Here is a 21836-nt window from a genome sequence, read left to right on the forward strand (position 1 = left end):
ATTCGGGCTTTGTATACGTATGATCCTGTCCTTTGGATGAAAGGGCGGTTTTTAGTGGTAAATCACGACATTACTGAAACAGCAATCAGAAGGAGTTTGAATAATTTGACTATAACGTTTCAAGATTTCCAATTAAGTTCTGATCTCATGAAATCAATCAATCGTATGGGATTTGAAGAAGCAACACCGATCCAGGCACAAACGATTCCGCTCGGACTTTTAAATAAAGATGTCATCGGACAAGCGCAAACAGGTACAGGTAAAACAGCTGCGTTCGGTATACCCCTTGTTGAAAAAATGAACCCCGAGTCTCCTAATATTCAAGCAATCGTAATCGCGCCAACCCGTGAATTAGCCATTCAAGTATCTGAAGAGTTATATAAAATCGGACAAGATAAGCGTGCGAAAGTACTGCCTATTTACGGCGGCCAGGATATCGGACGTCAGATCCGCGCATTGAAGAAAAACCCGCATATCATCGTAGGTACGCCGGGGCGTCTTCTTGACCATATCAACCGCCGCACGATCCGTTTAAACAACGTGAATACGGTTGTCATGGATGAGGCTGATGAAATGCTGAATATGGGATTCATTGATGACATTGAATCCATTCTCTCAAACGTGCCGAGCGACCACCAAACGCTCTTATTCTCAGCAACAATGCCTGCGCCGATCAAACGGATCGCAGAGCGTTTCATGACTGAGCCGGAACACGTAAAAGTAAAAGCGAAAGAAATGACTGTGTCCAACATTCAGCAGTTCTACTTGGAAGTGCAGGAGCGCAAAAAATTCGATACGCTGACTCGTCTTCTTGACATTCAGTCTCCGGAACTTGCGATCGTATTCGGACGTACGAAACGCCGTGTCGATGAGCTTGCTGAAGCCCTGAACCTTCGCGGATATGCGGCTGAAGGAATTCACGGCGACTTAACGCAGGCGAAACGTATGGTTGCGCTTCGTAAATTTAAAGAAGGTGCGATCGAAGTGCTTGTAGCGACTGACGTTGCCGCCCGCGGACTTGATATCTCAGGCGTTACCCACGTTTACAACTTTGACGTGCCTCAAGATCCTGAAAGCTACGTTCACCGTATCGGAAGAACGGGCCGTGCAGGAAAAACGGGTATGGCGATGACGTTTATCACACCGCGTGAGAAAAGCATGCTTCGCGCGATTGAACAAACGACAAAACGCAAAATGGACCGTATGAAAGAGCCGACGCTTGACGAAGCATTAGAAGGACAGCAGCAGGTGACGGTTGACCGTCTGCGCACGGCGATCAGCGAAAACAACCTGAACTTCTACATGACGGCAGCTGCGGAATTGTTAGAAGATCATGATGCAGTGACAGTTGTGGCTGCAGCCATTAAAATGGCGACAAAAGAGCCGGACAGCACGCCTGTACGCCTCACTGATGAAGCGCCGATGGTCAGCAAACGCTATAAAAACCAGCGTACTTCTAAGCGCAGAGACGGCCAAGGCGGCGGCTACCGCGGCGGCAAAGGGAAAACCAACAACCGTTCTTCCTACGATAAAAAACGCTCAAGCGACCGCCGTTCTTCAGGTGACAGACGCCAGAAAAAATCATACTAAAACACAGGAAGCGGACCCTTTTACGGGGTCCGCTTTTTTTTGATATGCCGGAAAGTGAATCTTTTTTGCAAATCAGCCGTATTTGTATGTATGATAAAAAATGGGAGGTAGGTATGTTGAGAGCACAGCCAAAAAATCGAATCAGTCCAAGCGGCTTAAAAGTCTGGCGTCTTCAGGAAATCATCCTGTCCGCCTTCTGTCTTCTGGCCGTTATAGCAGCAGCTGTTTTAAGCCATTTCTTCCATTGGCCGTATTGGATCACCGGAGTCCTCGGCATCATTTGGATATTCGGTTCAGTGATATCCGTCTATGCCATACCGAAAATCAGGCACAGGATCTGGCGCTATGAAGTCCATGAAAATGAAATTGATATTCAATCCGGCATTTTTATTGTCAAACGGGTCATTGTGCCGATGGTGAGGGTGCAGCACGTAGATACTTCACAAGGCCCGCTCCTCAGAAGGTACCGTCTGGCCTCAGTCAAAATCTCCACGGCGGCAACCGTTCATTCCATTCCGGCGCTTGATATGGAGGAAGCTGACCGGCTGAGGGATTCCATTTCCCGTCTGGCAAGGGTGACGGAAGATGATGTCTGAGCCGAAACGTCTGCACCCGGCGGCCGTGATTTTGAACTTATTCCATATTATTATCGAAACCATTAAAAACATTATTCTGCCATTTTTTCTCGTCTATATTGTTAATTCCAACCACTTTATCCGCTTTTACGGAGGCATTGCGCTCGCCGTCCTGCTTATCTGGCTGATTACGGCTAGTGTGATCGAGTGGAGAAAATTTACATACCGGATTGAGGACGGAGAATTCAGAATTGAAGAAGGCTTGTTTTTTACGAAAAAGAGATACATCTCCATTGACCGGATTCAATCAATGAATACGAGTGCCGGCATCATTCAGCAGCTTTTTAAGCTTGTTAAGCTTCAAATCGAAACGGCCGGCGACGGGAAAAATGCCGAGGCCGTCTTATCCGCCATTACTTTGGAAGAGGCGGAACGGATCAGAGCGACTGTTTTTCAGCAAAAAGCGGAGCAAGAAGAACGAGGGGAGACCGCAGCGGAGCAGGAGCCGATGTGCGGGGAAGATGTGCAATCCGTTTACCGACTGTCTGTAGGTGAGCTGCTTATGGCCGCCTCAACATCCGGGGGAATCGGTGTCATCATCTCAGCGGTATTCGCCCTCTTTTCTCAGATTGATGAAGTACTTCCGATGGACTGGCTCTATGACAGGTTTTCTTTTCTCAAGCATGCGAGCATCGGCATATACGCCGTGATCATTTTCATAGGATTGTTCATCGCCTGGCTGTTAAGTATCGCCGGTATGATGATCAAGCATGCCAACTTTAAGATAGAAAAAAAGGAACACGAATTGGTCATTACCAGAGGAATTATTGAAAAACATCAAGTGACAATCCCGCTCCGTAAAATCCAAGCCATTAAAATGAAAGAAAATGTGATCAGGCAATTATTCGGATACGCGACGGTTGCGATTGTCAGCGCCGGCAGTGCGGGGAATGAGAAAGAAGGAGCACAGACGATTCTGTTTCCGATCATCCGCAAATCAAAGCTCGGAGTGATGCTGAACGGTTTCACACCGGATTACGTGCTGGAAGAAAACCGGAATCATTTGCCGAAAAGGGCGCTGCGCCGGTATTTATTCCGATCCATAATCTTCTCGGTTTTCGTGATCATCCCGCTTTGTATTCTGTTTAAACCGTGGGGATATGCATCGCTCCTTGTGCTTCCCGTCGAACTGGTGCTTGGATATGCCTCGTTTAGGACAGCGTCATGGTGCATAAACGGCGGCAGGCTTCAGATCACCACGAGGCTGGTCGGAAAGACGACCACGATTATGCTGAGAAGAAGAATGCAGATGTTTGAAGTCAGCCGCTCCTTTCTGCAAAAAAGAAGGCGGCTCGCATCTGTGGCTACCGCAGTGAAATCAGCTCACCACATGGAGCATGTCATGCTGAAGGATGTCAGCGAGGAAGATGCCGAACGCATCGGGCGCTGGTATTCATATGAAAAAGCGGACGGTTAATACCGCCGCTTTTTTTGCTGCACGCATAAAAAGGAAAGCAAAAATCCGCCTGCCAGTCCGAACAAATGCGCCATAATGTTAATATTAGAGTTGATAAACGTCGACAGCACCGCGATGATAAGCAGGGTCATAATCATTTTCGACTGATCCCGGCCGATCAGCTCCTTGCGGAAAACAGTCAAAAACACATACACGCCGAAAAGTCCGAAGATCGCGCCGGATGCGCCGACATGCACATAATCAAGCGGTTCGGCAAGATACGTGCCGATATTGCCGATGATGCCCGATGCGATGTACACAATCAGAAAACGGACTTTTCCGAGCATCTGCTCAAGCGGGGGCGCGAATAAAAAGAGAGACATGGAGTTAAACAAAAGGTGAGTGAAATTCGCGTGTAAAAACATCGGTGTCACCAGCCGCCACCATTCTCCCGAGGAAACGCCGTAATTATAGCCGGTCACAGCATCTGACCACATCATGACGGAATGAAGCGGCATACTGAAAAACAGCCACAAGAACGCCTGCAGCGCCAAGATACAGCTGACGGCCGGATAACGTCTGATAAAAGTCTGGAAATTTTCCGTTCGTATAAACATCGCAAGCCCCTTTGCATCTGATTTGTTACATATATAGTAACACGTTTATGACATAAACCGTTTTTTAGTACGGACTTTTAGGAGGAATTCACATGATTTTCGGAATCGGAATCGACATCGTTGAACTGCACAGAATTGAAAACATGCTCAGCCGGCAGGCGAGGTTTCCGCAAAGAATATTGACGGAAGCTGAATACGCCCGTTTTACATTGCTGTCGGACAAAAGGAAAATTGAATTTCTCGCGGGAAGATTTGCGGCAAAAGAAGCCTTTTCGAAAGCATACGGCACAGGTATCGGCAAAGAGCTCAGCTTTCAGGATATTGAAACCGGAAACGACAAAGCGGGAAAGCCTGTGCTGGCCTGCGCCAAGCTTGACTGCGCGACGGTTCACGTCTCCATTACCCACACAAAAGAATACGCCGCGGCACAGGTCGTGATTGAAAGGTTGTCACGCTAGTCTGCATATTAGCCGGAACCCCTTCATATATTTGATAGTGCATTAAGGGAGACAAGTTGTTTGAGGCTTTTATGGTACGCGTCCGTCCGTTCAGGGCGTACCGTTAAAGTCAAACAAGCGATTTCTTCCCTTTACATCAATTGAGAAGAAGGGGTTGAAAAAAGGTGAGAAAAAGCTTTGTTTTGCTTTTAACGGGACTGCTTGCCGTCCTTATTCTTTCGGCCTGCGGCCAAAAATCACAGGAAGATATCGTGAACGGTTTAGACAAGAAGGCGAAAGAATACACCTCGTACAAAGCGAAAGCCAAAATGACCATTGAAACGGGGAGTGATCCGCAAGTATACAATGTGGAAATCTGGCATAAAAAGCCTTCCCTGTACCGGGTCTATCTGGAAAATCCGAAAAAAGACCAAAACCAAGTCATTTTACGGAACGCCAACGGGGTCTTTGTCCTCACGCCGTCTCTAAATAAGAGCTTCAGATTTCAAAGCGACTGGCCGAATAACAGCAGCCAAGTATATTTGTTTGAGTCACTTGTAAAGGACGTGCAGCATGACAAAGACGCCGTCTATTCCGCCAAAGATAAAAAGTACACGTTTGAAACAAAAACAAACTATCAGCACAACAAAATGCTGCCGACTCAGGAAATCACTTTCAACAAAAAGGACATGAGCCCGTCGCTCGTCAAAGTCATGGATACAGACCGGAAAGTGATGGTAAAAGTCGAATTCAAAAGCTTTGAATTCAACAAGCCGTTTGATAAAGACTCTTTTGACGAGAAGAAAAATATGACGCTTTCCCAGATGGACGTCGCCACAAGCGCCAAGCCGTCTGATTCATTTGCGGTCAAAACCCCGCTTCAAGTGCCGGCCGGCGTCAAAAAGCTTGAAGAGAAAGATATTTCAACGGCGGACGGCAAACGGATCGTCATGACTTACGGCGGAGAAAAATCATTCACCCTTATTCAAGAAAAAGCCCATATCGCAAAAGCCGCCTCTGCCGTCACGCTGAAAGGCGAACCGGTTAATCTCGGCTTCACGGTTGCGGCATTATCTGATACGTCTTTAACGTGGACATATGACGGAGTGGATTATCTTCTGTCATCACAGGATCTGACAAAAGATGAAATGGTGGCCGCCGCCAAAAGCATGCAGGGACAGTCGTCAAAATAACGTCAAAAAAGAGGCCGCCGCTGTCGGTCTCTTTTTTGATTCCATTTCACTTTGCAGAATAATTTTAGTATGATAATAACAATATGAATCGAAAATAATGCTAGGAAGTGTATCGAATGAACACAGCATCCTTTTACAGAGAAACGTGGGCGGAAATCAACCTGTCCGCGATTAAAGAAAATGTCACGCATATGAAAAAACACATCGGGCAAAACGTCCATCTCATGGCGGTTGTAAAGGCGAACGCTTACGGCCACGGAGATTTGGAAGTTGGGAAAGCCGCGCTTGAAGCGGGTGCCTCTTGTCTTGCCGTAGCCATACTGGATGAAGCGATTTCATTGAGAAAACGGGGCATTACAGCGCCGATTCTCGTGCTTGGCGCCGTGCCGCCCGAATATGTACAAGCAGCTGCCGAGTATGACGTAACACTCACGGGGTATTCTGTTGAATGGCTTCAGGAAGCTGCGCGCCACCTCGGAAGTGCGACAGTGCCGTTTCATCTGAAAGTCGACACCGGTATGAACAGACTCGGAGTCAAAACGGAGGAAGAAATCCAAAGCGTGTTAAAAATCCTCAGCCAAAATCCCGGTTTAGTCTGTAAAGGCGTATTCACCCATTTTGCTACCGCGGATGAGAAAAACAGAGATTATTTCCTCTTCCAGTTTGACCGCTTTAAAACATTGATCGCTCCGCTTCCTTTAAAAGAATTGATGGTGCACTGCGCGAACAGCGCTGCCGGACTTCGCCTTAAAAAAGGCTTCTTTAACGCGGTTCGTTTCGGCATCAGTATGTACGGGCTTCGTCCTTCTGCTGACATCCAAAGCGAAATTCCGTTTCAATTAAAGCCGGCTTTTGCGCTGCACTCTGTTTTATCCCATGTGAAAAAGATCCGCAAAGGGGAAAGCGTCAGCTACGGCGCAACATATACGGCAGAGAAGGATCAATGGATCGGAACGGTTCCCATCGGCTATGCGGACGGGTGGCTCCGCAAGCTGAGCGGCACGTCTGTGCTGATCGGCGGCAAACGGATGAACATCGCGGGAAGAATCTGCATGGATCAATTGATGGTCGAATTAGATCAATCTTATCCGCCGGGCACCAAAGTCACTTTGATCGGCAGCCAGAAGGAAGAAACGATCACGATGGATGAAATCGCGGGGCGGCTTGGGACGATTAATTACGAGGTCCCTTGTACCATTAGTTCCCGCGTTCCCCGTATGTTTTTGGAAAATGAGAGTATAATGGAAGTAAGAAATCCTTTACTGCAAGATAATACAAGCAAGTAGCCGTCATCCGGAAAAAGAGAATTTATAAAACAGCTTTGCTTGACGTTTGAATAATGGTATCATTATGTCTGGATGGATGTATTGGTCGTATCCGTAAGTTTGGTGGAGGTGTATGTTTTTTGTCTGAATCCAGCGCAAGAACCGAAATGAAAATCAGCTTGCCTGAAAACTTAGTAGCTGAATTGGATGGTGTAGCGATGCGGGAGAAACGAAGCAGAAACGAACTGATATCACAAGCAGTGAGAGCGTATGTCAGCGAACGGACAACTCGCCATAACCGTGATTTGATGAGACGCGGGTATATGGAAATGGCGAAAATCAACTTGAATATCTCTTCTGAGGCTCACTATGCTGAGTGCGAAGCAGAAACGACCGTTGAGCGCTTAGTCAGCGGAGGATAATCATTTTGATTGTAAAGCGCGGCGATGTTTATTTTGCTGATTTATCTCCTGTTGTTGGCTCAGAGCAAGGCGGCGTACGCCCGGTTTTAGTGATCCAAAATGATATCGGAAATCGCTTTAGCCCGACTGCTATTGTTGCAGCCATAACAGCCCAAATACAGAAAGCGAAATTACCAACCCACGTCGAAATTGATGCAAAACGCTACGGTTTTGAAAGAGATTCCGTTATTTTGCTGGAGCAAATTCGGACGATTGACAAGCAAAGATTAACGGATAAAATAACTCATCTGGATGATGAAATGATGGATAAGGTTGATGAAGCCCTGCAAATCAGTTTGGCACTCATTGATTTTTAGTCATATTTTGGTTGCTCATATAGAGCAACTTTTTTTGTTTTCGAAAAACATAAGCGCTATAATAAAGAGATAATCAAACAAAATTTGTTGTTTTGTGTCGGGAGGTCAGTGAAACCCATGTCGAATCAGAAAGTGTATCAGTTCATCATTGATCAGCATGATGAACTGCTTGATACTTGGACAGCCAAACTAAAAGAAGTAGGCAATCAGGAAGACTATCAGCTTACGAATCACATATGTGAAAATATTTGTAAAGACTATATAGACATTCTTTTATTATCGACTAAAAATGACGAGGCCACGGAAGAGCAGATCAGTGAACTCGCACTGCGCGCCGTTCAGCTCGGCCTGTCACTGAAACTTCTTTCAGCCACCCTGTCAGAGTTTTGGAAACTGCTTTACGAAACGATGGTCGACCTTAATATGGCCGATCAGGACAGAGCAGATTTGATTTTGGAAATAGACAGCTTTTTCAATCCGATCAACACGGAAATCTTAAATCAGTATTCTATCTCCTGGGAAAAAACGGTTACTTTGCAAAAAATCGCGCTTCAGGAATTGTCGGCTCCGCTGATCCCGGTATTTGAGCATGTAACGGTCATGCCGCTTGTCGGGACGATTGATACGGAGCGTGCAAAGCACATTATGGAAAATCTGTTAAACGGCGTCGTAAAGCACCGTTCACAGGTTGTATTAATTGATATCACGGGCGTGCCGGTCGTTGATACGATGGTGGCGCACCATATTATTCAGGCATCAGAAGCGGTGCGGCTTGTCGGCGCGAAATGCCTGCTCGTCGGAATCCGTCCGGAAATCGCGCAGACGATCGTTAATCTGGGAATTGATTTGTCGCAGGTTATTACGAAGAATACCCTTCAAAAAGGAATTCAAACAGCGCTTGAAATGACAAATCGAAAAATCGTTTCATTGGGGGAATAACATTGTGAGACATCCAAAAATCCCGATCCTGAAACTGTATAACTGCTTATTGGTATCCATCCAATGGGAACTTGACGATCAGACAGCTTTGCATTTTCAAGAAGATCTGCTGAACAAAATCTATGAAACCGGCGCAAACGGGGTCGTCATTGACCTGACATCCGTTGACATGATCGATTCATTTATCGCGAAAGTGCTCGGCGATGTCATCACCATGTCTAAATTGATGGGCGCAAAGGTCGTATTGACGGGAATTCAGCCGGCTGTGGCGGTCACATTGATTGAACTCGGAATCTCACTTGAGGAAATTGAAACGGCGCTCGATTTAGAGCAAGGGCTTGAGACATTGAAGCGGGAATTGGGGGAATAGCGATGAACGACCAATCCTGTGTGAAAATCATGACAGAATGGGATATCGTAGCCGCCAGACAGCTTGGCCGCAACGTTGCGAAGGAATTAGGCTTCGGTACGGTGGACCAGGCCAGAATCACGACGGCTATCTCAGAATTGGCCAGAAACATTTACTTATATGCAGGCAAAGGCCAGGTCAGCATAGAACAAGTAAACGACAGAGGGAAAAAAGGCCTTAAAATTATAGCAGAAGACAAAGGACCCGGAATCCCCGACATCCGTAAAGTGATGGAAGACGGCTTTTCAACGTCAGGCGGACTGGGAGCGGGACTTCCGGGCGTCAAAAGGCTGATGGACGAATTCAGCCTGCAATCTGTTGCAGAGGAAGGAACAGAGATTCAAGCCGTGAAATGGCTTCGGTAGGAGGTTAGAACGTGGATTTCAGGGAGGTTATAGAGCAGCGGTATCATCAGCTGCTTAGCCGATATATAGCCGAATTAACAGAAACATCTTTATATCAAGCCCAAAAATTCAGCCGAAAAACGATTGAACATCAGGTTCCTCCGGAGGAGATTATCAGTATCCACCGAAAAGTAGTAAAGGAACTGTATCCGGATCTGCCGGAAGATGTTTTTCATTCGCTGGATTTTTTAATAGAAGTCATGATTGGCTACGGGATGGCTTATCAGGAACATCAAAGTCTGAGAGATATCCAGCAGGAGCTTCGTTCAGAAATTGAAATTGCCGCAAATGTTCAGCAGACGCTGCTTGGCACAAAAATTCCTGAAGAAGAAGATCTGGATATCGGGGCGATCAGCGTCCCCGCCAAACAGATGAGCGGGGATTATTATCACTTTGTCAAAGACAAGGAATCGATTAACATCGCGATAGCCGATGTCATCGGAAAAGGAATACCCGCCGCATTGTGCATGTCGATGATCAAGTATGCCATGGACTCTCTTCCGGAGATCGGCATTCACCCCTCCCAAGTGCTGAAAAATCTTAACCGCGTTGTAGAACAGAACGTGGACTCAAGCATGTTTATCACCATGTTTTACGCAAACTACAATACGAAAAATCACCAATTTACATATGCCTCTGCGGGGCATGAGCCGGGCTTCTACTACTCTGAAAAAGAAAAAAAGTTTTATGATCTGGAGGCAAAAGGATTGGTGCTGGGAATTTCTCAGGATTTTGATTACAGCCAATATGAACAGCACATGGACGAAGGAGACATGATCGTTCTTTTTTCTGACGGCGTCACCGAATGCCGTACCGAAAACGGTTTCTTAGAACGCAGCGACATTCAGCGCATGCTGGAAGAACATATGGACTGCTCCGCGCAGGATATGGTCAAAAACATTTACGACAGCCTGCTGAGACTCCAGGACTTTCAGCTTCATGACGATTTTACGTTAATTGTTTTGAAAAGAAAGGTTTAAAAAAACAGCAGCACGGGTAAAAAGCCATTAGCACGAGTAAGGATAACTTTCAGAGGTGATACGATGAATTTAACGGTAGATATGAAGGAGAATCTTTCAGATATACAAATCAATATCGCTGGAGAAATCGATGTATACTCAGCTCCGGTGGTTCGTGAAAAGCTGATGCCCCTGGCAAACGAGGGGAAGGACATGAGAATCTGCTTAAAAGATGTAAATTATATGGACAGTACGGGTTTAGGCGTTTTTGTAGGCGTGTTTAAAACGGTGAGCAAGGAAGGCGGCTCTCTCAAGCTTGAGAATCTTTCCGACCGGCTCGTCCGTCTGTTTGAAATTACGGGGCTTAAGGACATCATCGACATTTCGGCAAAGTCAGAAGGTGGCGTGCAATGAGTACATCAGTTGATTATATAGAGATGAAAATTCCGGCCGAACCGGAATATGTAGGAATCGTCAGGCTTACGTTATCAGGGGTCGCAAGCAGAATGGGCTATACTTATGATGACATTGAAGATTTAAAAATCGCTGTCAGCGAAGCTTGTACAAACGCTGTCCAGCATGCATACAACGATGAAAATAAGGGAGAAGTATCCGTGCGGTTCGGTGTGTTTGAGGATCGGCTGGAGGTTATTGTCGCCGATCAGGGAGACAGCTTTGATTTTGATCAGAAGCAGCAGGATCTCGGGCCGTACACACCTTCGCACACAGTCGATCAATTGTCAGAAGGAGGGCTCGGTCTGTATTTAATGGAAACGCTCATGGATGAAGTCAAAGTTCAAAGCAACTCTGGCGTAACCGTGGCGATGACAAAGTATTTAAATGGGGAGCGAGTTGATCATGGCACAACCATCAAAAACTACGAAACTAACTAAAGATGAAGTTGATCGGCTCATACGCGACTTTCAAACACATGATAATAAAGAAGCCCAGGAAACACTCGTCGAGGTGTATACCAATCTCGTCGAAATGCTGGCAAAGAAATATTCAAAAGGAAAAAGCTTTCATGAAGACCTCCGCCAGGTCGGGATGATCGGACTTCTCGGAGCCATTAAACGGTATGATCCCGAGGTCGGCAAATCCTTTGAAGCATTTGCGATTCCGACCATCATCGGCGAGATCAAACGCTTCCTCAGAGATAAAACATGGAGCGTACACGTCCCGAGACGGATTAAAGAACTCGGGCCGCGCATTAAAATGGCGGTGGATCAGCTGACGACAGAGACGCAGCGGTCGCCGAAAGTCGAAGAAATCGCAGCCTTTCTCGATGTGTCAGAAGAGGAAGTGCTTGAAACGATGGAGATGGGAAAAAGCTATCAGGCGCTGTCTGTCGATCACAGCATCGAAGCGGATGCGGACGGAAGCACCGTCACGATTTTAGATATCGTCGGGTCGCAGGAGGAAGGATACGAACGCGTCAACCAGCAGATGATGATCAAAAGCGTGCTTCATGTGCTGTCCGACCGCGAAAAACAAATTATCGATCTAACATTTGTGCAAAATAAAAGCCAAAAAGAAACAGGGGACATTCTCGGAATATCTCAAATGCACGTCTCGCGCCTGCAGCGGAAAGCGGTGAAAAAACTGAGAGAGGCCTTGATTGGAGATCCCTCCATGGAGCTAATGTAATGATTCAGGTTGAAGAAAATGAACATGTTCAAACTCTTGTATACCAATTAAATAAAGAAGGCAAGTCCATATGCGGCGACAGCTTTTTTATGAAGGCGAATGAAGAAGAATTCGTTTGCGCGGTAGCGGACGGTCTCGGCAGCGGATCTCTTGCCAACGAATCCTCGTCAGCCATTAAAGACATCGTGGAAACGTATGCGGGTGAGGATGTGGAAAGCATCATTGAGCGCTGCAATCAAGCGATGAAAAACAAAAGAGGGGCGACTGCCTCCATCTTAAAAATCAATTTCATCAAAAGGGAATTGACATACTGCTCGATCGGCAACGTCCGTTTCTTCCTGCACTCCCCATCAGGCGAAGTCTTTCATCCGCTGCCGATTTCGGGTTACCTCTCAGGCAAACCGCAAAGATACAAAACGTATACGTCATCATACGAAAAAGGGGCGAGATTCATCATCTACACGGATGGGCTTGAGGTTCCGCATATCCGCACCTGCTTAAAGCAGGGACACTCAATAGAAGATATATCAAAATCACTTCATCCGTACACAACATCCAGACGTGATGATTTGACCTATATTCTAGGGCAGCTTTTATCGTAAGGCTGCTTTTTTTATGTTCCGCCGTTTTTTGATACACTAGAGAAAGAATGAAGAGATGGAGGCTTTTGTGATATGGAAACGTTAGCCCTTTTGAAAAAACAAATTGCTGAAGAAACAGCGTTATCCCAAAAACATGTCGAAAGTGTCATCCGCCTGCTGGAAGACGGCAATACCGTCCCGTTTATTGCGCGGTACCGAAAAGAGCAGACCGGCTCAATGGACGAGGTGCAGATTCAGGCAATCTCCGAGCGGTGGCAATACATACAAAACCTGACGCAGCGGAAAGAAGAAGTCATCAGATTGATCTCTGAGCAGGACAAGCTGACGGAAGGGCTGAAGCAAAAAATCGAACAAGCGGTTAAGCTTCAGGAAGTCGAGGATTTATACCGTCCCTTCAAACAAAAACGGAAAACAAAAGCCACCGTCGCCAAAAGCAAAGGTCTTGAACCGCTTGCGGACTATATTCTTTCTCTCCCGAAAGAAAACCGCCTTCACGACATCGCTGATCAATATATCAGTGCAGAAAAAGAAGTCGCTTCAAGAGAGGAAGCCATTGAAGGCGCGAAGCACATCATAGCCGAACAAATCTCGGATGACCCTCATTTCAGAAAGTGGATTCGCCAGGAAACGTATAAAAAAGGAATTCTCACTTCCGCGGCAGGCAAGTCAGCCGCAGATGACGAGAAAAACGTCTATGAAATGTACTACGAGTACGAAGAGCCGATCCAAAAGGTCGTTCCTCACAGAGTGCTTGCGATGAACCGCGGTGAAAAAGAAGGCATTTTAAAGATTGCGATCGAACCGCCCGCCGATCAGATAAAAGCTTATTTAGAAAAGCAAATTATCAAACACCGTGAAACGCCTGTGAAAGAAACGCTGAAAGAAGCCATTGAGGACAGTTACAAACGTCTGATCCAGCCGGCTATTGAGCGCGATATCCGCAAAGAGCTGTCAGAAAAAGCAGACGCGCAGGCGATCCATATTTTCGCTGAAAATCTGCGTAAGCTCCTGCTGCAGCCGCCGATGAAGGGAAAAGTCGTGCTCGGCGTCGATCCGGCCTTCCGTACGGGGTGCAAACTGGCAGTCGTTGATGAGACGGGAAAAGTGCTGAAAATCGACGTCATTTACCCGCACGCTCCCGTAAAAAAGACAGCGGAAGCACAGAAAAAAATCAAACAATTGCTGGACCGGTACGAAGTCGAGGTTGTGGCGATCGGAAACGGAACGGCATCAAGAGAGACAGAGCAATTCGTCGTTGATGTGCTGAAAGAAACAGAGCGGGACATTTATTATGTCATCGTCAACGAGGCCGGAGCAAGCGTGTATTCCGCGTCAGAAATCGCCCGTGAAGAATTTCCGGATTTTCAGGTCGAAGAGCGCAGCGCCGTCTCCATCGCGCGGAGGTTGCAGGACCCGCTGGCCGAGCTTGTAAAAATTGATCCTAAATCCGTCGGCGTCGGGCAATACCAGCACGATGTCAGCCAAAAGCAATTAAACGAATCTCTCCGTTTTGTCGTAGAGACCGTCGTCAACCAAGTCGGGGTGAATGTCAATACAGCATCAGCCGCGCTGCTTCAATATGTAGCCGGGTTATCCAAAACCGTTGCCGGTAATATCGTCAAAAAAAGGGAAGAGCTCGGAAAATTTACAAATCGCAAAGAGCTGAAAGAAATCCCGCGTCTCGGCGCAAAAACATATGAACAGTGCATCGGCTTTTTGAGAGTGCCCGGAGGACAGGAACCGCTCGACCGCACCGGGATACACCCGGAAAGCTATAAAGAGACAAAGGCGCTGCTCAAAAAACTGCAGCTCACTGCGGATCAGATCGGAAGCGCGGACGCAAAAGAGAAAATAAGCGCACTGCCGCTGTCTGAAACGGCTGAAGAGCTTGGTATAGGGGAAATTACGCTTGCGGATATTTGCGGGCAGCTGACAAGGCCGGAGCGAGATCCTCGTGACGAAGTGCCGAAGCCTTTGCTGAAAAAAGACGTTCTGCAGCTTGAGGATTTAAAGGAAGGAATGGAATTGCAGGGCACCGTCCGCAACGTTGTAGACTTCGGCGCTTTCGTCGATATCGGCGTCAAGCAGGACGGGCTTGTGCACATTTCAAAACTGAGCAATCAATTCGTCAAACATCCTCTCGACGTCGTATCGGTCGGGGACATCGTCACCGTATGGGTTGAAGGGGTGGACGTGCAAAAGGGCAGAGTGTCGCTGTCTATGGTAAAATAAAAGCACTGCTTACGAGCAGTGTTTTTTTCTGTAGAAATACCAGCACTGGTTCAGCAGTTTGATTTGGTAATTGTCCTTTTCTAAAAACGCTTTTTGCATTTGTTTCATCAGCCAATTCGGCATGGCTCATTCCTCCTCAGCTTTTAGTTAGAGGTCGGTTTTAACTCATTGTATGCGAACGGTGAATTGTCCCGTTCAATGTTTTTAAAGCGGGGTGCACTTATGGATAACGAACAACTTCAAAAGCTGACGGAAGACATCTCTTTACAGGATTTCGGAAAGCCGTTCCGTCACCGGGCCTTTTTCAATGACCGGCTGAAAACGACAGGCGGCCGCTACATGCTGTCTTCCCATAACATCGAATTAAACCGAAAATATCTGATCGAACACGGACGGAGCGAGCTGGTAGGAATCATCAAACACGAGCTGTGCCATTATCATCTTCATCTTGAGGGAAAAGGGTACAAGCACAGAGACAAAGATTTCAGAGACCTGCTTCAGAAAGTCGGAGCGCCGAGATTCTGCACGCCGCTGCAAACCAAAAAGACACAAAAGAAAACATATATGTATAGATGCGCGGCCTGCGGCCAACAGTATATAAAGAAGCGGGCAATGAATCCGGAAAGATATGCCTGCGGAAAGTGCAGAGGAAAAATCAAAAGAATTTTTTAAAAAGGCTTGACTCATTTTAATGTTCTATGTTAAATTATAAAAGTCGTTGAGAGACAACGACACTTTCTCAAAAAAATAAATGTTGCTTCTTGACACAATATGTCGCATCATTTATAATGAAGAAAGTCTGATTATTCCACAGTAGCTCAGTGGTAGAGCTATCGGCTGTTAACCGATCGGTCGCAGGTTCGAATCCTGCCTGTGGAGCCATATGGAGAAGTACTCAAGTGGCTGAAGAGGCGCCCCTGCTAAGGGTGTAGGTCGCGTAAGCGGCGCGAGGGTTCAAATCCCTCCTTCTCCGCCAGATAAGTTCTCAACCAGACGGCCCGTTGGTCAAGCGGTTAAGACACCGCCCTTTCACGGCGGTAACACGGGTTCGAATCCCGTACGGGTCACCATTTACCTTCGTTGGGCTATAGCCAAGCGGTAAGGCAACGGACTTTGACTCCGTCATGCGTTGGTTCGAATCCAGCTAGCCCAGCCATTTTATTTAAAAATTTTGAATCACTTTTAGAGCGAGCCATTAGCTCAGTTGGTAGAGCATCTGACTTTTAATCAGAGGGTCGAAGGTTCGAGTCCTTCATGGCTCACCACTTGTCACGCGGGTGTGGCGGAATTGGCAGACGCGCTAGACTTAGGATCTAGTGTCTTACGACGTGGGGGTTCGAGTCCCTTCACCCGCACTTTCTTTTCAAAGTGCTGATCATCATCACTAGCTTATATGCTTAGTGGAAAGACAGCTTCATAGCACGCGGTCGTGGCGGAATGGCAGACGCGCTAGGTTGAGGGCCTAGTGGGTGAATAACCCGTGGAGGTTCAAGTCCTCTCGGCCGCATCTCAATGATACCAAGGATAATAGAGATCCTTGGTATTTTTTTGTGCTTATTTTTAAATGATCTACTGCCCACAAACTGCCCACTTACCTAAAGTAAGTCATCTGCAGTCGACATCGCACAAATATTTTCATCATTATAGGTAGTTACTAATGCCTCAAACTCCAATTTGCAAAAGTAGAGAAAGTATTGCTAAGCATGGAGGAAAACAAAGATGCCTTGTTATATGATCAGCTATTAGAAATTAGACACGAGATAATAGGGTAGGGGCATAAGGGTACTGAAAAGGCTTAATCTTTTTTAAAAGGCTAAGCCTTTTTTTGGCTATAAATGTAATCGGTGTCCAATTAGTTGCCCTGAATTCATGAAAAAGGATAAAATAGGTGTAAATAAGTTGTTATTTTAAAATTAGAATCAATTCTTTATCACAAAAGCAATAATAACTAATCTGCGAAGAAAGGATAACGGTCAAATGAAAACATTAGTTATCGTTATACACCCTAATTTGGAAACGTCTGTTGTCAACAGAACCTGGATGAATCGTTTAAAGCAAGAGAATGACATTACAGTTCATGACCTGTACGGTGAATACCCTAATTTTATCATTGATGTAGAAAAAGAGCAGCAGCTCCTGTTAGATCATGGGCGTATCGTTTTTCAGTTCCCAATGTATTGGTACAGCAGTCCCGCGTTACTCAAACAATGGGAAGATGATGTGTTAACACATGGCTGGGCTTATGGAACTGGAGGTACTAAATTGCATGGAAAAGAACTGCTCTTAGCGATCTCCTTAGGCGCACAGGAATCTGATTATCAAGCAGGCGGAGAATATAATATCACGATCAGCGAGCTTATCAGACCGTTTCAAGTCACTGCTAACTATATAGGAATGCGTTTTCTTCCTGCCTTCACACAATATGGGACACTTCACCTTTCAAAAGAAGATGTTAAGAACAGTGCGGAGAAATTGGTTAACTATCTTAAAGCTGAGCATTGATCCGGTATTCGCGAGGGAAGCTGAAATAAACGATGTGTTGTGAAAATAAGGATTTGTGATAGATGTTAATTAAACTTTATTTCAAAGTTACATCGACTGAATGCAGGAGGGCATAGAGCGAGGACTTAATTATAAAAAAAGAGACCAAGCTATTCACCTGGTCTCTCACTATTTCAACTTTTTACTGTTAATTAACGCCAAGCTGACGGAGAATATCATGCACATCCACATGAGATCTATGTTCAATAATTTTACCGTCAACAATACGTAACAACATCATAAGAGAGAATTTAACGCTTTTTCCTGTTGCAGGGACTCCAGCAAATGGAATACCTGTATGCCTGCCTTCAAAAATAAAATATGCTGCAACAAGGTCGCCTTCAGCTACCATTGCTTTAATTGGCATTTTGAAATCTGGGAAAGCATCGAAGTTTTTCTTTTCTGATTCAATTAAACCCTCTACACCTGGATACGGTGTATCTACTTGTGGATAGAATACGAAATCTTTATGGCAAAAGTCTTTTAAGGCATCGTATTTTTCTTGGTCAATCGTTTCAAAGTAACGACGCACTAATTCTTTATTGTTTTCAACAGACATCATGAAAGCTCCCTCCCTAGTTAAAACTTCATTTTATCTGTTAGATCTAAAATGAATATGATTCGCCATCTTCAGGCACTAAAACATCAGAAGTGATTTCTTTTTCATTAATAAAGGATTTTAGTTCTTCTTTTGATAATCCCCAATGATTTACAGCTTCCATGTGGCTTACAATAATTTTTGCTTTTGGAGCAGCCTTATACGTTTCATAGATATCTTCTTTACCCATGATGAGAGAACCGCCTTCGTAGAATTGATTATCTCCGCCATTTACGACAATGATTTCTGGTTGATGTGTATCAATTTCTTCCTGAACGGCATCATACCATACTGTATCTCCGGCTATATATAACGTTTTCTCGCTTTGGTGTTTGAAGACAACACCGCAAACAAGACCTGCAAGTTTTAAAATTTCTCCTCTTCCGTGTTCGCCTTTTGTTTTAATCAATTGAATACCTTCAAAGAGTGTATCTTTTGTTAAAACCTCTACATTTTTGAATCCGGCATTTCGTATTTCTGTTGCATCTTCTTCATTCTGGGAGAACAGCTTGATATCTTTTGGCAATACCTCTTTTGCAGCCTCATCCCAATGGTCATAATGAAGATGAGTAACAATAACAGCATCAACATCTTTAATAATATTGTCAACAGATGTTGGCAATTCAACCAAGGGGTTATTTTGATCTTGTCGTGGCGCATTTGGGAATGGAGGGTATGCACCTTTCTCAGCTAACATAGGATCTATTAAAAACTTTTTGCCTGCGTATTCGACAACAAGTGTGGCATTACGAATTTGTTGAATATTCATGTGTAACACTCCTTTTCTTTGATATGAGTATAGTTTACATACAGCTGCTGAATAAATACATAGAACAAATCAAGTCGTTCTGTCGCTTGACTTGATTTTTGAAAGTGTATATTTTGTTTTGTATGAACTGATTATTATCGCTGTACATAATGTGTCAATTTACTATGAAAGGATCTGAGCTCATGTTAGATCATACGGATATGCAGATATTAGAAGAGCTGTCTAAAAATAGCCGTATTACAATGAAAGAATTAGGTGAAAAAGTTCACTTAACAGGGCAGGCAGCTGCTGCGAGAGTTGTCAAATTGGAGGATAATGGTGTAATTGAGGGGTATACAATTAAAGTGAATCAAGTAAAACTAGGATGTTATATACATGCTTTGCTTAATATCTATACAAAAAGCACCCATCATAAGCCATATCTTTCATTTATAAAAACCCAAGAGAGATACGTAATCAATAATTATAAAATTAGTGGGGATGGTTGTTACCTTCTTGAATGCCGATTTCCATCTAACGAGTTGCTAGATCAATTTCTAGTGGAATTAAACAAGCATGTAAATTATAAATTATCAATTGTTATTAGCAAATAGAAAGACTCATTTAAAAATCGTTGGTTATTCTAATGAACATGGAACCCGAGACATGTCATGTATTTTTCTGGTGACGAAAAAAACTACTCCATTTTTACTCCACAATATGAATAAATCATTGTGATACATCATAATCAAAATAAATAAACACTGATATATAAAGGTTTTTGTAACAGAAAATACAACTTCACTTTATTGAGGGCCCAGCGGGTGAATAACCCGTGAAGGTTCAAGTCCTCTCGGCCGCATCAATGATACCTAGGGTAATAGAGAGATCCTTGGTATTTTTTTGTGCTTATTTTTAAATGATCTACTGCTCACAAACTGCCCACTTAATTAAAGTTCAAAGTGATCAAAATACTCAAAGTATCTGGCCAATACTTTGCTTGGTTCTTATTTGTCGATAGTCGCCGTAACGAAAGCGCTAAACAACACATTACAGATTCTTTTGATATGACGGACACATATGACAGTTTGCGATTGTCAAAATTCAATTTTTAATCTTTGTTCAACTTACCAAGGTCAGTTAAAATTTTGTTAAAATTGTGATAAATGTATGAAAGGATTAAATGTTCATATCGAAACATTTGGATTACAGGGAAGGGGAAACAAATACATGTCGATTTACCATAAAGTAATTGGAGAGGGATACCCGATCGTTATGTTGCATGGTTGGACACTTGACCATCAGGTGATGTTACATGCAATGGAACCGTTATTCGAGAAACGAAGCGGTTGGAAGAGAATATACATAGACTTACCGGGTATGGGACATTCTAAGCCGCAACCGTCTATTCAGAACTCTGATGATATTTTAGAAGCGATATTGCGTCTTTTGGACGAGATTATTCCTGGTCAACAGTTTATTGTGTGTGGTAATTCATATGGAGGGTACATTGCCAGAGGTATCGTTCGTTCACGTCAGGAAACAGTTCGTGGATTACTGCTGATGGCACCATTAACTATACCTGAATTCGATGAAAGGGTAGTACCGCAGAAGACTGTTCTAAAAAGAGACAGCGACTTGATATCACAATTGTCTTCAGAGGAGGCGGATGAATTTTGCTCTATGGGGATTGTGCAAGGTAAAACTGAATGGGAGAGGTTTCGAGATGAAATTTTACTTCCTTCTAAACAAACAAATTATGAATTCATAAACAACATTCGTCAAAATGGATATGGGTTTACCTTCGATATTTCATCTAAACTTGAGTATCCCACGCTAATTATCACAGGACGTCAGGACAATGTAGTCGGATACCACGATGCGTGGCGACTACTCGAAGATTACCCAAGGGCAACTTTTGCAGTACTTGATATGGCTGGTCACAACCTGCAAATCGAACAAACCGATGTATTTAATTCATTGGTTCATAACTGGTTAAACAGACTTGAGTCGGAAATTTTCAGAAGGTATAACTTTTCATAAATATGAGTTTACTGTCAATTACCAGTTAGTTAAACAAAATTGAGATAATGAATATTGGGATTTGCTAAAATTTTAGTTATTATTAGTCTTTATTGTCATTGTGAAATTTTGCTTGCAGAACCTAAAGGTGTTGTGAATACCGGGCAAGAAATAACTGATCAAACAGCTGAAAATGATATCTGGATTTAGCTGTAAGAAATAGCCGATCAAAAATAAATCCATTACCTAAGAAATGTTTCTTTATTTCCAGCTGGATTTAAAAAATAATTTTGTTAGGTGTCATGCAATAAATTCAATTGTCGGTGATTGGCCTGTTTAAATGCATCCATTATTTCATACCCGGTGCTACTTATTTCTGTTGTAGTCTGCATACTGATTAATAGGTAAAGAAAGTCGAAAAGGTATACGAAATTCTTCATACAAATTAAAGTTTTGAATGAAAGAGCAGGATTACTCCTGCTCTTTTTCTTTCTAATTGGGCTAGATTAAACACAGACGGTTATTCCTTGGGAAAAACAAAAAAATTTCTTCTATCCATTGACTAGCTGGGCTTTAGCCGGGTTTCTATCACCCTGTTGGGCTTGTCAGATTTTAAAAAGGTATGCTACGTTTATAGTGTTTTGTTTCACCTGATTGTGGGGTAATAAAGATAGAATCAGTAAATAATTCTTAGGAACGACCTCAATCTTATAATAAACATATTGGAAGCCGTAATGGAAGAACTAAAATAAACGTTTAGGATACTTTGGAGAAATAAAAGTTTGTTTTCGAATGTGATAATATTCACAATAGAGCTGTATGAA

25 protein-coding genes, 7 tRNA genes and 1 pseudogene are annotated in these 21836 nt (G+C 44.2%); 29 read left to right on the forward strand and 4 right to left on the reverse strand.

All coding sequences use genetic code 11. From position 1 onward, the window contains the following. Positions 1-105 precede the first annotated feature (105 nt). The 3 genes from cshA to ACKTRM_RS02475 all read left to right on the forward strand — a co-directional run bounded on the left by cshA (position 106) and on the right by ACKTRM_RS02475 (position 3642). A complete protein-coding gene (gene cshA, locus ACKTRM_RS02465; RefSeq protein ID WP_015239193.1) occupies positions 106-1590 on the forward strand; it encodes a degradosome RNA helicase CshA in 1485 nt (494 codons plus the stop codon). A 116-nt stretch (positions 1591-1706) separates the two neighbouring features. Next, complete coding sequence (locus ACKTRM_RS02470) at positions 1707-2186, forward strand: PH domain-containing protein (protein ID WP_007410226.1); 480 nt, start codon at positions 1707-1709, stop codon at positions 2184-2186. Continuing rightward, the gene (locus ACKTRM_RS02475; protein WP_012116868.1) at positions 2176-3642 is read left to right on the forward strand and encodes a PH domain-containing protein; all 1467 of its coding nucleotides are present in this window, start codon (positions 2176-2178) and stop codon (positions 3640-3642) included. The genes ACKTRM_RS02470 and ACKTRM_RS02475 overlap by 11 nt, the downstream gene beginning before the upstream one ends. Here the strand turns inward: ACKTRM_RS02475 and ACKTRM_RS02480 are convergent. After that, positions 3639-4238 (reverse strand): rhomboid family intramembrane serine protease, encoded by a 600-nt coding sequence (locus ACKTRM_RS02480; RefSeq protein WP_003156193.1) that lies wholly within the window; start codon positions 4236-4238, stop codon positions 3639-3641. The genes ACKTRM_RS02475 and ACKTRM_RS02480 overlap by 4 nt on opposite strands. Before the next feature lie 92 nt (positions 4239-4330). Here ACKTRM_RS02480 and acpS point away from each other — a divergent pair, with 92 nt between their 5' ends. The 14 genes from acpS to ACKTRM_RS02550 all read left to right on the forward strand — a co-directional run bounded on the left by acpS (position 4331) and on the right by ACKTRM_RS02550 (position 15103). Continuing rightward, entirely contained in the window at positions 4331-4696 is a 366-nt protein-coding gene (acpS, locus tag ACKTRM_RS02485; protein ID WP_012116869.1) for a holo-ACP synthase, read from the forward strand. Between the two features lie 164 nt (positions 4697-4860). Next, entirely contained in the window at positions 4861-5868 is a 1008-nt protein-coding gene (locus ACKTRM_RS02490) for a LolA family protein (protein WP_007410230.1), read from the forward strand. 116 nt (positions 5869-5984) lie between these two features. Then, positions 5985-7154 carry an alanine racemase gene (gene alr, locus ACKTRM_RS02495; RefSeq protein ID WP_012116870.1) on the forward strand — a complete coding sequence of 390 codons (1170 nt, stop codon included), beginning with the start codon at positions 5985-5987 and terminating at the stop codon, positions 7152-7154. A 119-nt stretch (positions 7155-7273) separates the two neighbouring features. Next, positions 7274-7555: a type II toxin-antitoxin system antitoxin EndoAI gene (endB, locus tag ACKTRM_RS02500; RefSeq protein ID WP_003156188.1), complete on the forward strand. Its 282-nt coding sequence runs from the start codon at positions 7274-7276 to the stop codon at positions 7553-7555. A gap of 5 nt (positions 7556-7560) precedes the next feature. Next, positions 7561-7911, forward strand: a complete 351-nt coding sequence (ndoA, locus tag ACKTRM_RS02505) for a type II toxin-antitoxin system endoribonuclease NdoA (RefSeq protein ID WP_003156187.1) — start codon at positions 7561-7563, stop codon at positions 7909-7911. 117 nt (positions 7912-8028) lie between these two features. After that, on the forward strand, positions 8029-8850 hold the full coding sequence (locus ACKTRM_RS02510; RefSeq protein ID WP_003156182.1) for an STAS domain-containing protein: 822 nt from the start codon (positions 8029-8031) through the stop codon (positions 8848-8850). A gap of 4 nt (positions 8851-8854) precedes the next feature. Then, positions 8855-9220, forward strand: coding sequence for an RsbT antagonist protein RsbS (rsbS, locus tag ACKTRM_RS02515; RefSeq protein WP_003156180.1), 366 nt, complete (start codon positions 8855-8857; stop codon positions 9218-9220). 2 nt (positions 9221-9222) lie between these two features. Next, positions 9223-9624: an anti-sigma regulatory factor gene (locus tag ACKTRM_RS02520; RefSeq protein ID WP_003156178.1), complete on the forward strand. Its 402-nt coding sequence runs from the start codon at positions 9223-9225 to the stop codon at positions 9622-9624. A gap of 11 nt (positions 9625-9635) precedes the next feature. Further along, the gene (locus tag ACKTRM_RS02525) at positions 9636-10643 is read left to right on the forward strand and encodes a PP2C family protein-serine/threonine phosphatase (protein WP_007410233.1); all 1008 of its coding nucleotides are present in this window, start codon (positions 9636-9638) and stop codon (positions 10641-10643) included. Between the two features lie 63 nt (positions 10644-10706). Next, positions 10707-11036, forward strand: a complete 330-nt coding sequence (rsbV, locus tag ACKTRM_RS02530; RefSeq protein ID WP_003156176.1) for an anti-sigma factor antagonist RsbV — start codon at positions 10707-10709, stop codon at positions 11034-11036. Next, positions 11033-11515: an anti-sigma B factor RsbW gene (gene rsbW / locus ACKTRM_RS02535; protein ID WP_007609591.1), complete on the forward strand. Its 483-nt coding sequence runs from the start codon at positions 11033-11035 to the stop codon at positions 11513-11515. The genes rsbV and rsbW overlap by 4 nt, the downstream gene beginning before the upstream one ends. Further along, positions 11481-12269, forward strand: a complete 789-nt coding sequence (gene sigB, locus ACKTRM_RS02540; protein WP_003156171.1) for an RNA polymerase sigma factor SigB — start codon at positions 11481-11483, stop codon at positions 12267-12269. The genes rsbW and sigB overlap by 35 nt, the downstream gene beginning before the upstream one ends. After that, positions 12269-12871, forward strand: a complete 603-nt coding sequence (locus ACKTRM_RS02545) for a PP2C family serine/threonine-protein phosphatase (RefSeq protein ID WP_012116871.1) — start codon at positions 12269-12271, stop codon at positions 12869-12871. The genes sigB and ACKTRM_RS02545 overlap by 1 nt, the downstream gene beginning before the upstream one ends. Positions 12872-12943: 72 nt before the next feature. Beyond that, positions 12944-15103, forward strand: coding sequence for a Tex family protein (locus tag ACKTRM_RS02550; RefSeq protein ID WP_012116872.1), 2160 nt, complete (start codon positions 12944-12946; stop codon positions 15101-15103). Between the two features lie 9 nt (positions 15104-15112). Here the strand turns inward: ACKTRM_RS02550 and cmpA are convergent, their stop codons facing one another. After that, positions 15113-15226, reverse strand: coding sequence for a cortex morphogenetic protein CmpA (gene cmpA / locus ACKTRM_RS02555; RefSeq protein ID WP_003156164.1), 114 nt, complete (start codon positions 15224-15226; stop codon positions 15113-15115). 99 nt (positions 15227-15325) lie between these two features. On the opposite strand from cmpA, the gene ACKTRM_RS02560 reads away from it, so the two are divergent. The 9 genes from ACKTRM_RS02560 to ACKTRM_RS02600 all read left to right on the forward strand — a co-directional run bounded on the left by ACKTRM_RS02560 (position 15326) and on the right by ACKTRM_RS02600 (position 17605). After that, complete coding sequence (locus ACKTRM_RS02560; protein WP_012116873.1) at positions 15326-15775, forward strand: SprT family protein; 450 nt, start codon at positions 15326-15328, stop codon at positions 15773-15775. A gap of 135 nt (positions 15776-15910) precedes the next feature. Then, positions 15911-15985: transfer RNA gene (locus tag ACKTRM_RS02565), tRNA-Asn, on the forward strand. Between the two features lie 3 nt (positions 15986-15988). Next, positions 15989-16079, forward strand: a tRNA-Ser gene (locus tag ACKTRM_RS02570). 19 nt (positions 16080-16098) lie between these two features. Next, positions 16099-16173 (forward strand) — tRNA-Glu (locus tag ACKTRM_RS02575). Between the two features lie 11 nt (positions 16174-16184). Next, positions 16185-16259, forward strand: a tRNA-Gln gene (locus ACKTRM_RS02580). A 33-nt stretch (positions 16260-16292) separates the two neighbouring features. Beyond that, positions 16293-16368: transfer RNA gene (locus ACKTRM_RS02585), tRNA-Lys, on the forward strand. Between the two features lie 8 nt (positions 16369-16376). Further along, a tRNA-Leu gene (locus tag ACKTRM_RS02590) sits at positions 16377-16458 on the forward strand. Between the two features lie 68 nt (positions 16459-16526). Next, positions 16527-16610: transfer RNA gene (locus ACKTRM_RS02595), tRNA-Leu, on the forward strand. A gap of 470 nt (positions 16611-17080) precedes the next feature. Next, a complete protein-coding gene (locus ACKTRM_RS02600) occupies positions 17081-17605 on the forward strand; it encodes an NAD(P)H-dependent oxidoreductase (RefSeq protein ID WP_012116874.1) in 525 nt (174 codons plus the stop codon). Positions 17606-17792: 187 nt separating this feature from the next. Here the strand turns inward: ACKTRM_RS02600 and ACKTRM_RS02605 are convergent, their stop codons facing one another. Both ACKTRM_RS02605 and ACKTRM_RS02610 read right to left on the reverse strand, forming a co-directional pair. Then, positions 17793-18206 (reverse strand): ester cyclase, encoded by a 414-nt coding sequence (locus ACKTRM_RS02605; protein WP_012116875.1) that lies wholly within the window; start codon positions 18204-18206, stop codon positions 17793-17795. A 43-nt stretch (positions 18207-18249) separates the two neighbouring features. Next, positions 18250-19011 carry an MBL fold metallo-hydrolase gene (locus tag ACKTRM_RS02610; protein WP_041482176.1) on the reverse strand — a complete coding sequence of 254 codons (762 nt, stop codon included), beginning with the start codon at positions 19009-19011 and terminating at the stop codon, positions 18250-18252. Between the two features lie 182 nt (positions 19012-19193). Here ACKTRM_RS02610 and ACKTRM_RS02615 point away from each other — a divergent pair, with 182 nt between their 5' ends. From ACKTRM_RS02615 to ACKTRM_RS02625, 3 genes and pseudogenes are all read left to right on the forward strand, one after another. Continuing rightward, positions 19194-19604 carry an Lrp/AsnC family transcriptional regulator gene (locus ACKTRM_RS02615; protein WP_012116877.1) on the forward strand — a complete coding sequence of 137 codons (411 nt, stop codon included), beginning with the start codon at positions 19194-19196 and terminating at the stop codon, positions 19602-19604. Positions 19605-19967: 363 nt separating this feature from the next. After that, a pseudogene (locus ACKTRM_RS02620) lies at positions 19968-20105 on the forward strand (IS1595 family transposase); the annotation flags it as partial. A gap of 115 nt (positions 20106-20220) precedes the next feature. Beyond that, positions 20221-21033 carry an alpha/beta fold hydrolase gene (locus tag ACKTRM_RS02625; RefSeq protein ID WP_012116878.1) on the forward strand — a complete coding sequence of 271 codons (813 nt, stop codon included), beginning with the start codon at positions 20221-20223 and terminating at the stop codon, positions 21031-21033. Positions 21034-21836: the final 803 nt, after the last annotated feature.

The organism is Bacillus sp. D7-8 (assembly GCF_052055895.1).
Taxonomy (GTDB): Bacteria; Bacillota; Bacilli; order Bacillales; family Bacillaceae; genus Bacillus; species Bacillus velezensis.

Excerpts from the sequence above, each read along its gene's own strand:
- ACKTRM_RS02475 (WP_012116868.1), top strand. The coding sequence starts at position 2,176 with ATGATGTCTGAGCCGAAACGTCTGCACCCGGCGGCCGTGATTTTGAAC.
- ACKTRM_RS02480 (WP_003156193.1), bottom strand. The coding sequence starts at position 4,238 with ATGTTTATACGAACGGAAAATTTCCAGACTTTTATCAGACGTTATCCG.
- acpS (WP_012116869.1), top strand. The coding sequence starts at position 4,331 with ATGATTTTCGGAATCGGAATCGACATCGTTGAACTGCACAGAATTGAA.
- alr (WP_012116870.1), top strand. The coding sequence starts at position 5,985 with ATGAACACAGCATCCTTTTACAGAGAAACGTGGGCGGAAATCAACCTG.
- ACKTRM_RS02510 (WP_003156182.1), top strand. The coding sequence starts at position 8,029 with ATGTCGAATCAGAAAGTGTATCAGTTCATCATTGATCAGCATGATGAA.
- ACKTRM_RS02520 (WP_003156178.1), top strand. The coding sequence starts at position 9,223 with ATGAACGACCAATCCTGTGTGAAAATCATGACAGAATGGGATATCGTA.
- rsbV (WP_003156176.1), top strand. The coding sequence starts at position 10,707 with ATGAATTTAACGGTAGATATGAAGGAGAATCTTTCAGATATACAAATC.
- rsbW (WP_007609591.1), top strand. The coding sequence starts at position 11,033 with ATGAGTACATCAGTTGATTATATAGAGATGAAAATTCCGGCCGAACCG.
- sigB (WP_003156171.1), top strand. The coding sequence starts at position 11,481 with ATGGCACAACCATCAAAAACTACGAAACTAACTAAAGATGAAGTTGAT.
- ACKTRM_RS02545 (WP_012116871.1), top strand. The coding sequence starts at position 12,269 with ATGATTCAGGTTGAAGAAAATGAACATGTTCAAACTCTTGTATACCAA.
- ACKTRM_RS02550 (WP_012116872.1), top strand. The coding sequence starts at position 12,944 with ATGGAAACGTTAGCCCTTTTGAAAAAACAAATTGCTGAAGAAACAGCG.
- cmpA (WP_003156164.1), bottom strand. The coding sequence starts at position 15,226 with ATGCCGAATTGGCTGATGAAACAAATGCAAAAAGCGTTTTTAGAAAAG.
- ACKTRM_RS02560 (WP_012116873.1), top strand. The coding sequence starts at position 15,326 with ATGGATAACGAACAACTTCAAAAGCTGACGGAAGACATCTCTTTACAG.
- ACKTRM_RS02600 (WP_012116874.1), top strand. The coding sequence starts at position 17,081 with ATGAAAACATTAGTTATCGTTATACACCCTAATTTGGAAACGTCTGTT.
- ACKTRM_RS02605 (WP_012116875.1), bottom strand. The coding sequence starts at position 18,206 with ATGATGTCTGTTGAAAACAATAAAGAATTAGTGCGTCGTTACTTTGAA.
- ACKTRM_RS02610 (WP_041482176.1), bottom strand. The coding sequence starts at position 19,011 with ATGAATATTCAACAAATTCGTAATGCCACACTTGTTGTCGAATACGCA.
- ACKTRM_RS02615 (WP_012116877.1), top strand. The coding sequence starts at position 19,194 with ATGTTAGATCATACGGATATGCAGATATTAGAAGAGCTGTCTAAAAAT.
- ACKTRM_RS02625 (WP_012116878.1), top strand. The coding sequence starts at position 20,221 with ATGTCGATTTACCATAAAGTAATTGGAGAGGGATACCCGATCGTTATG.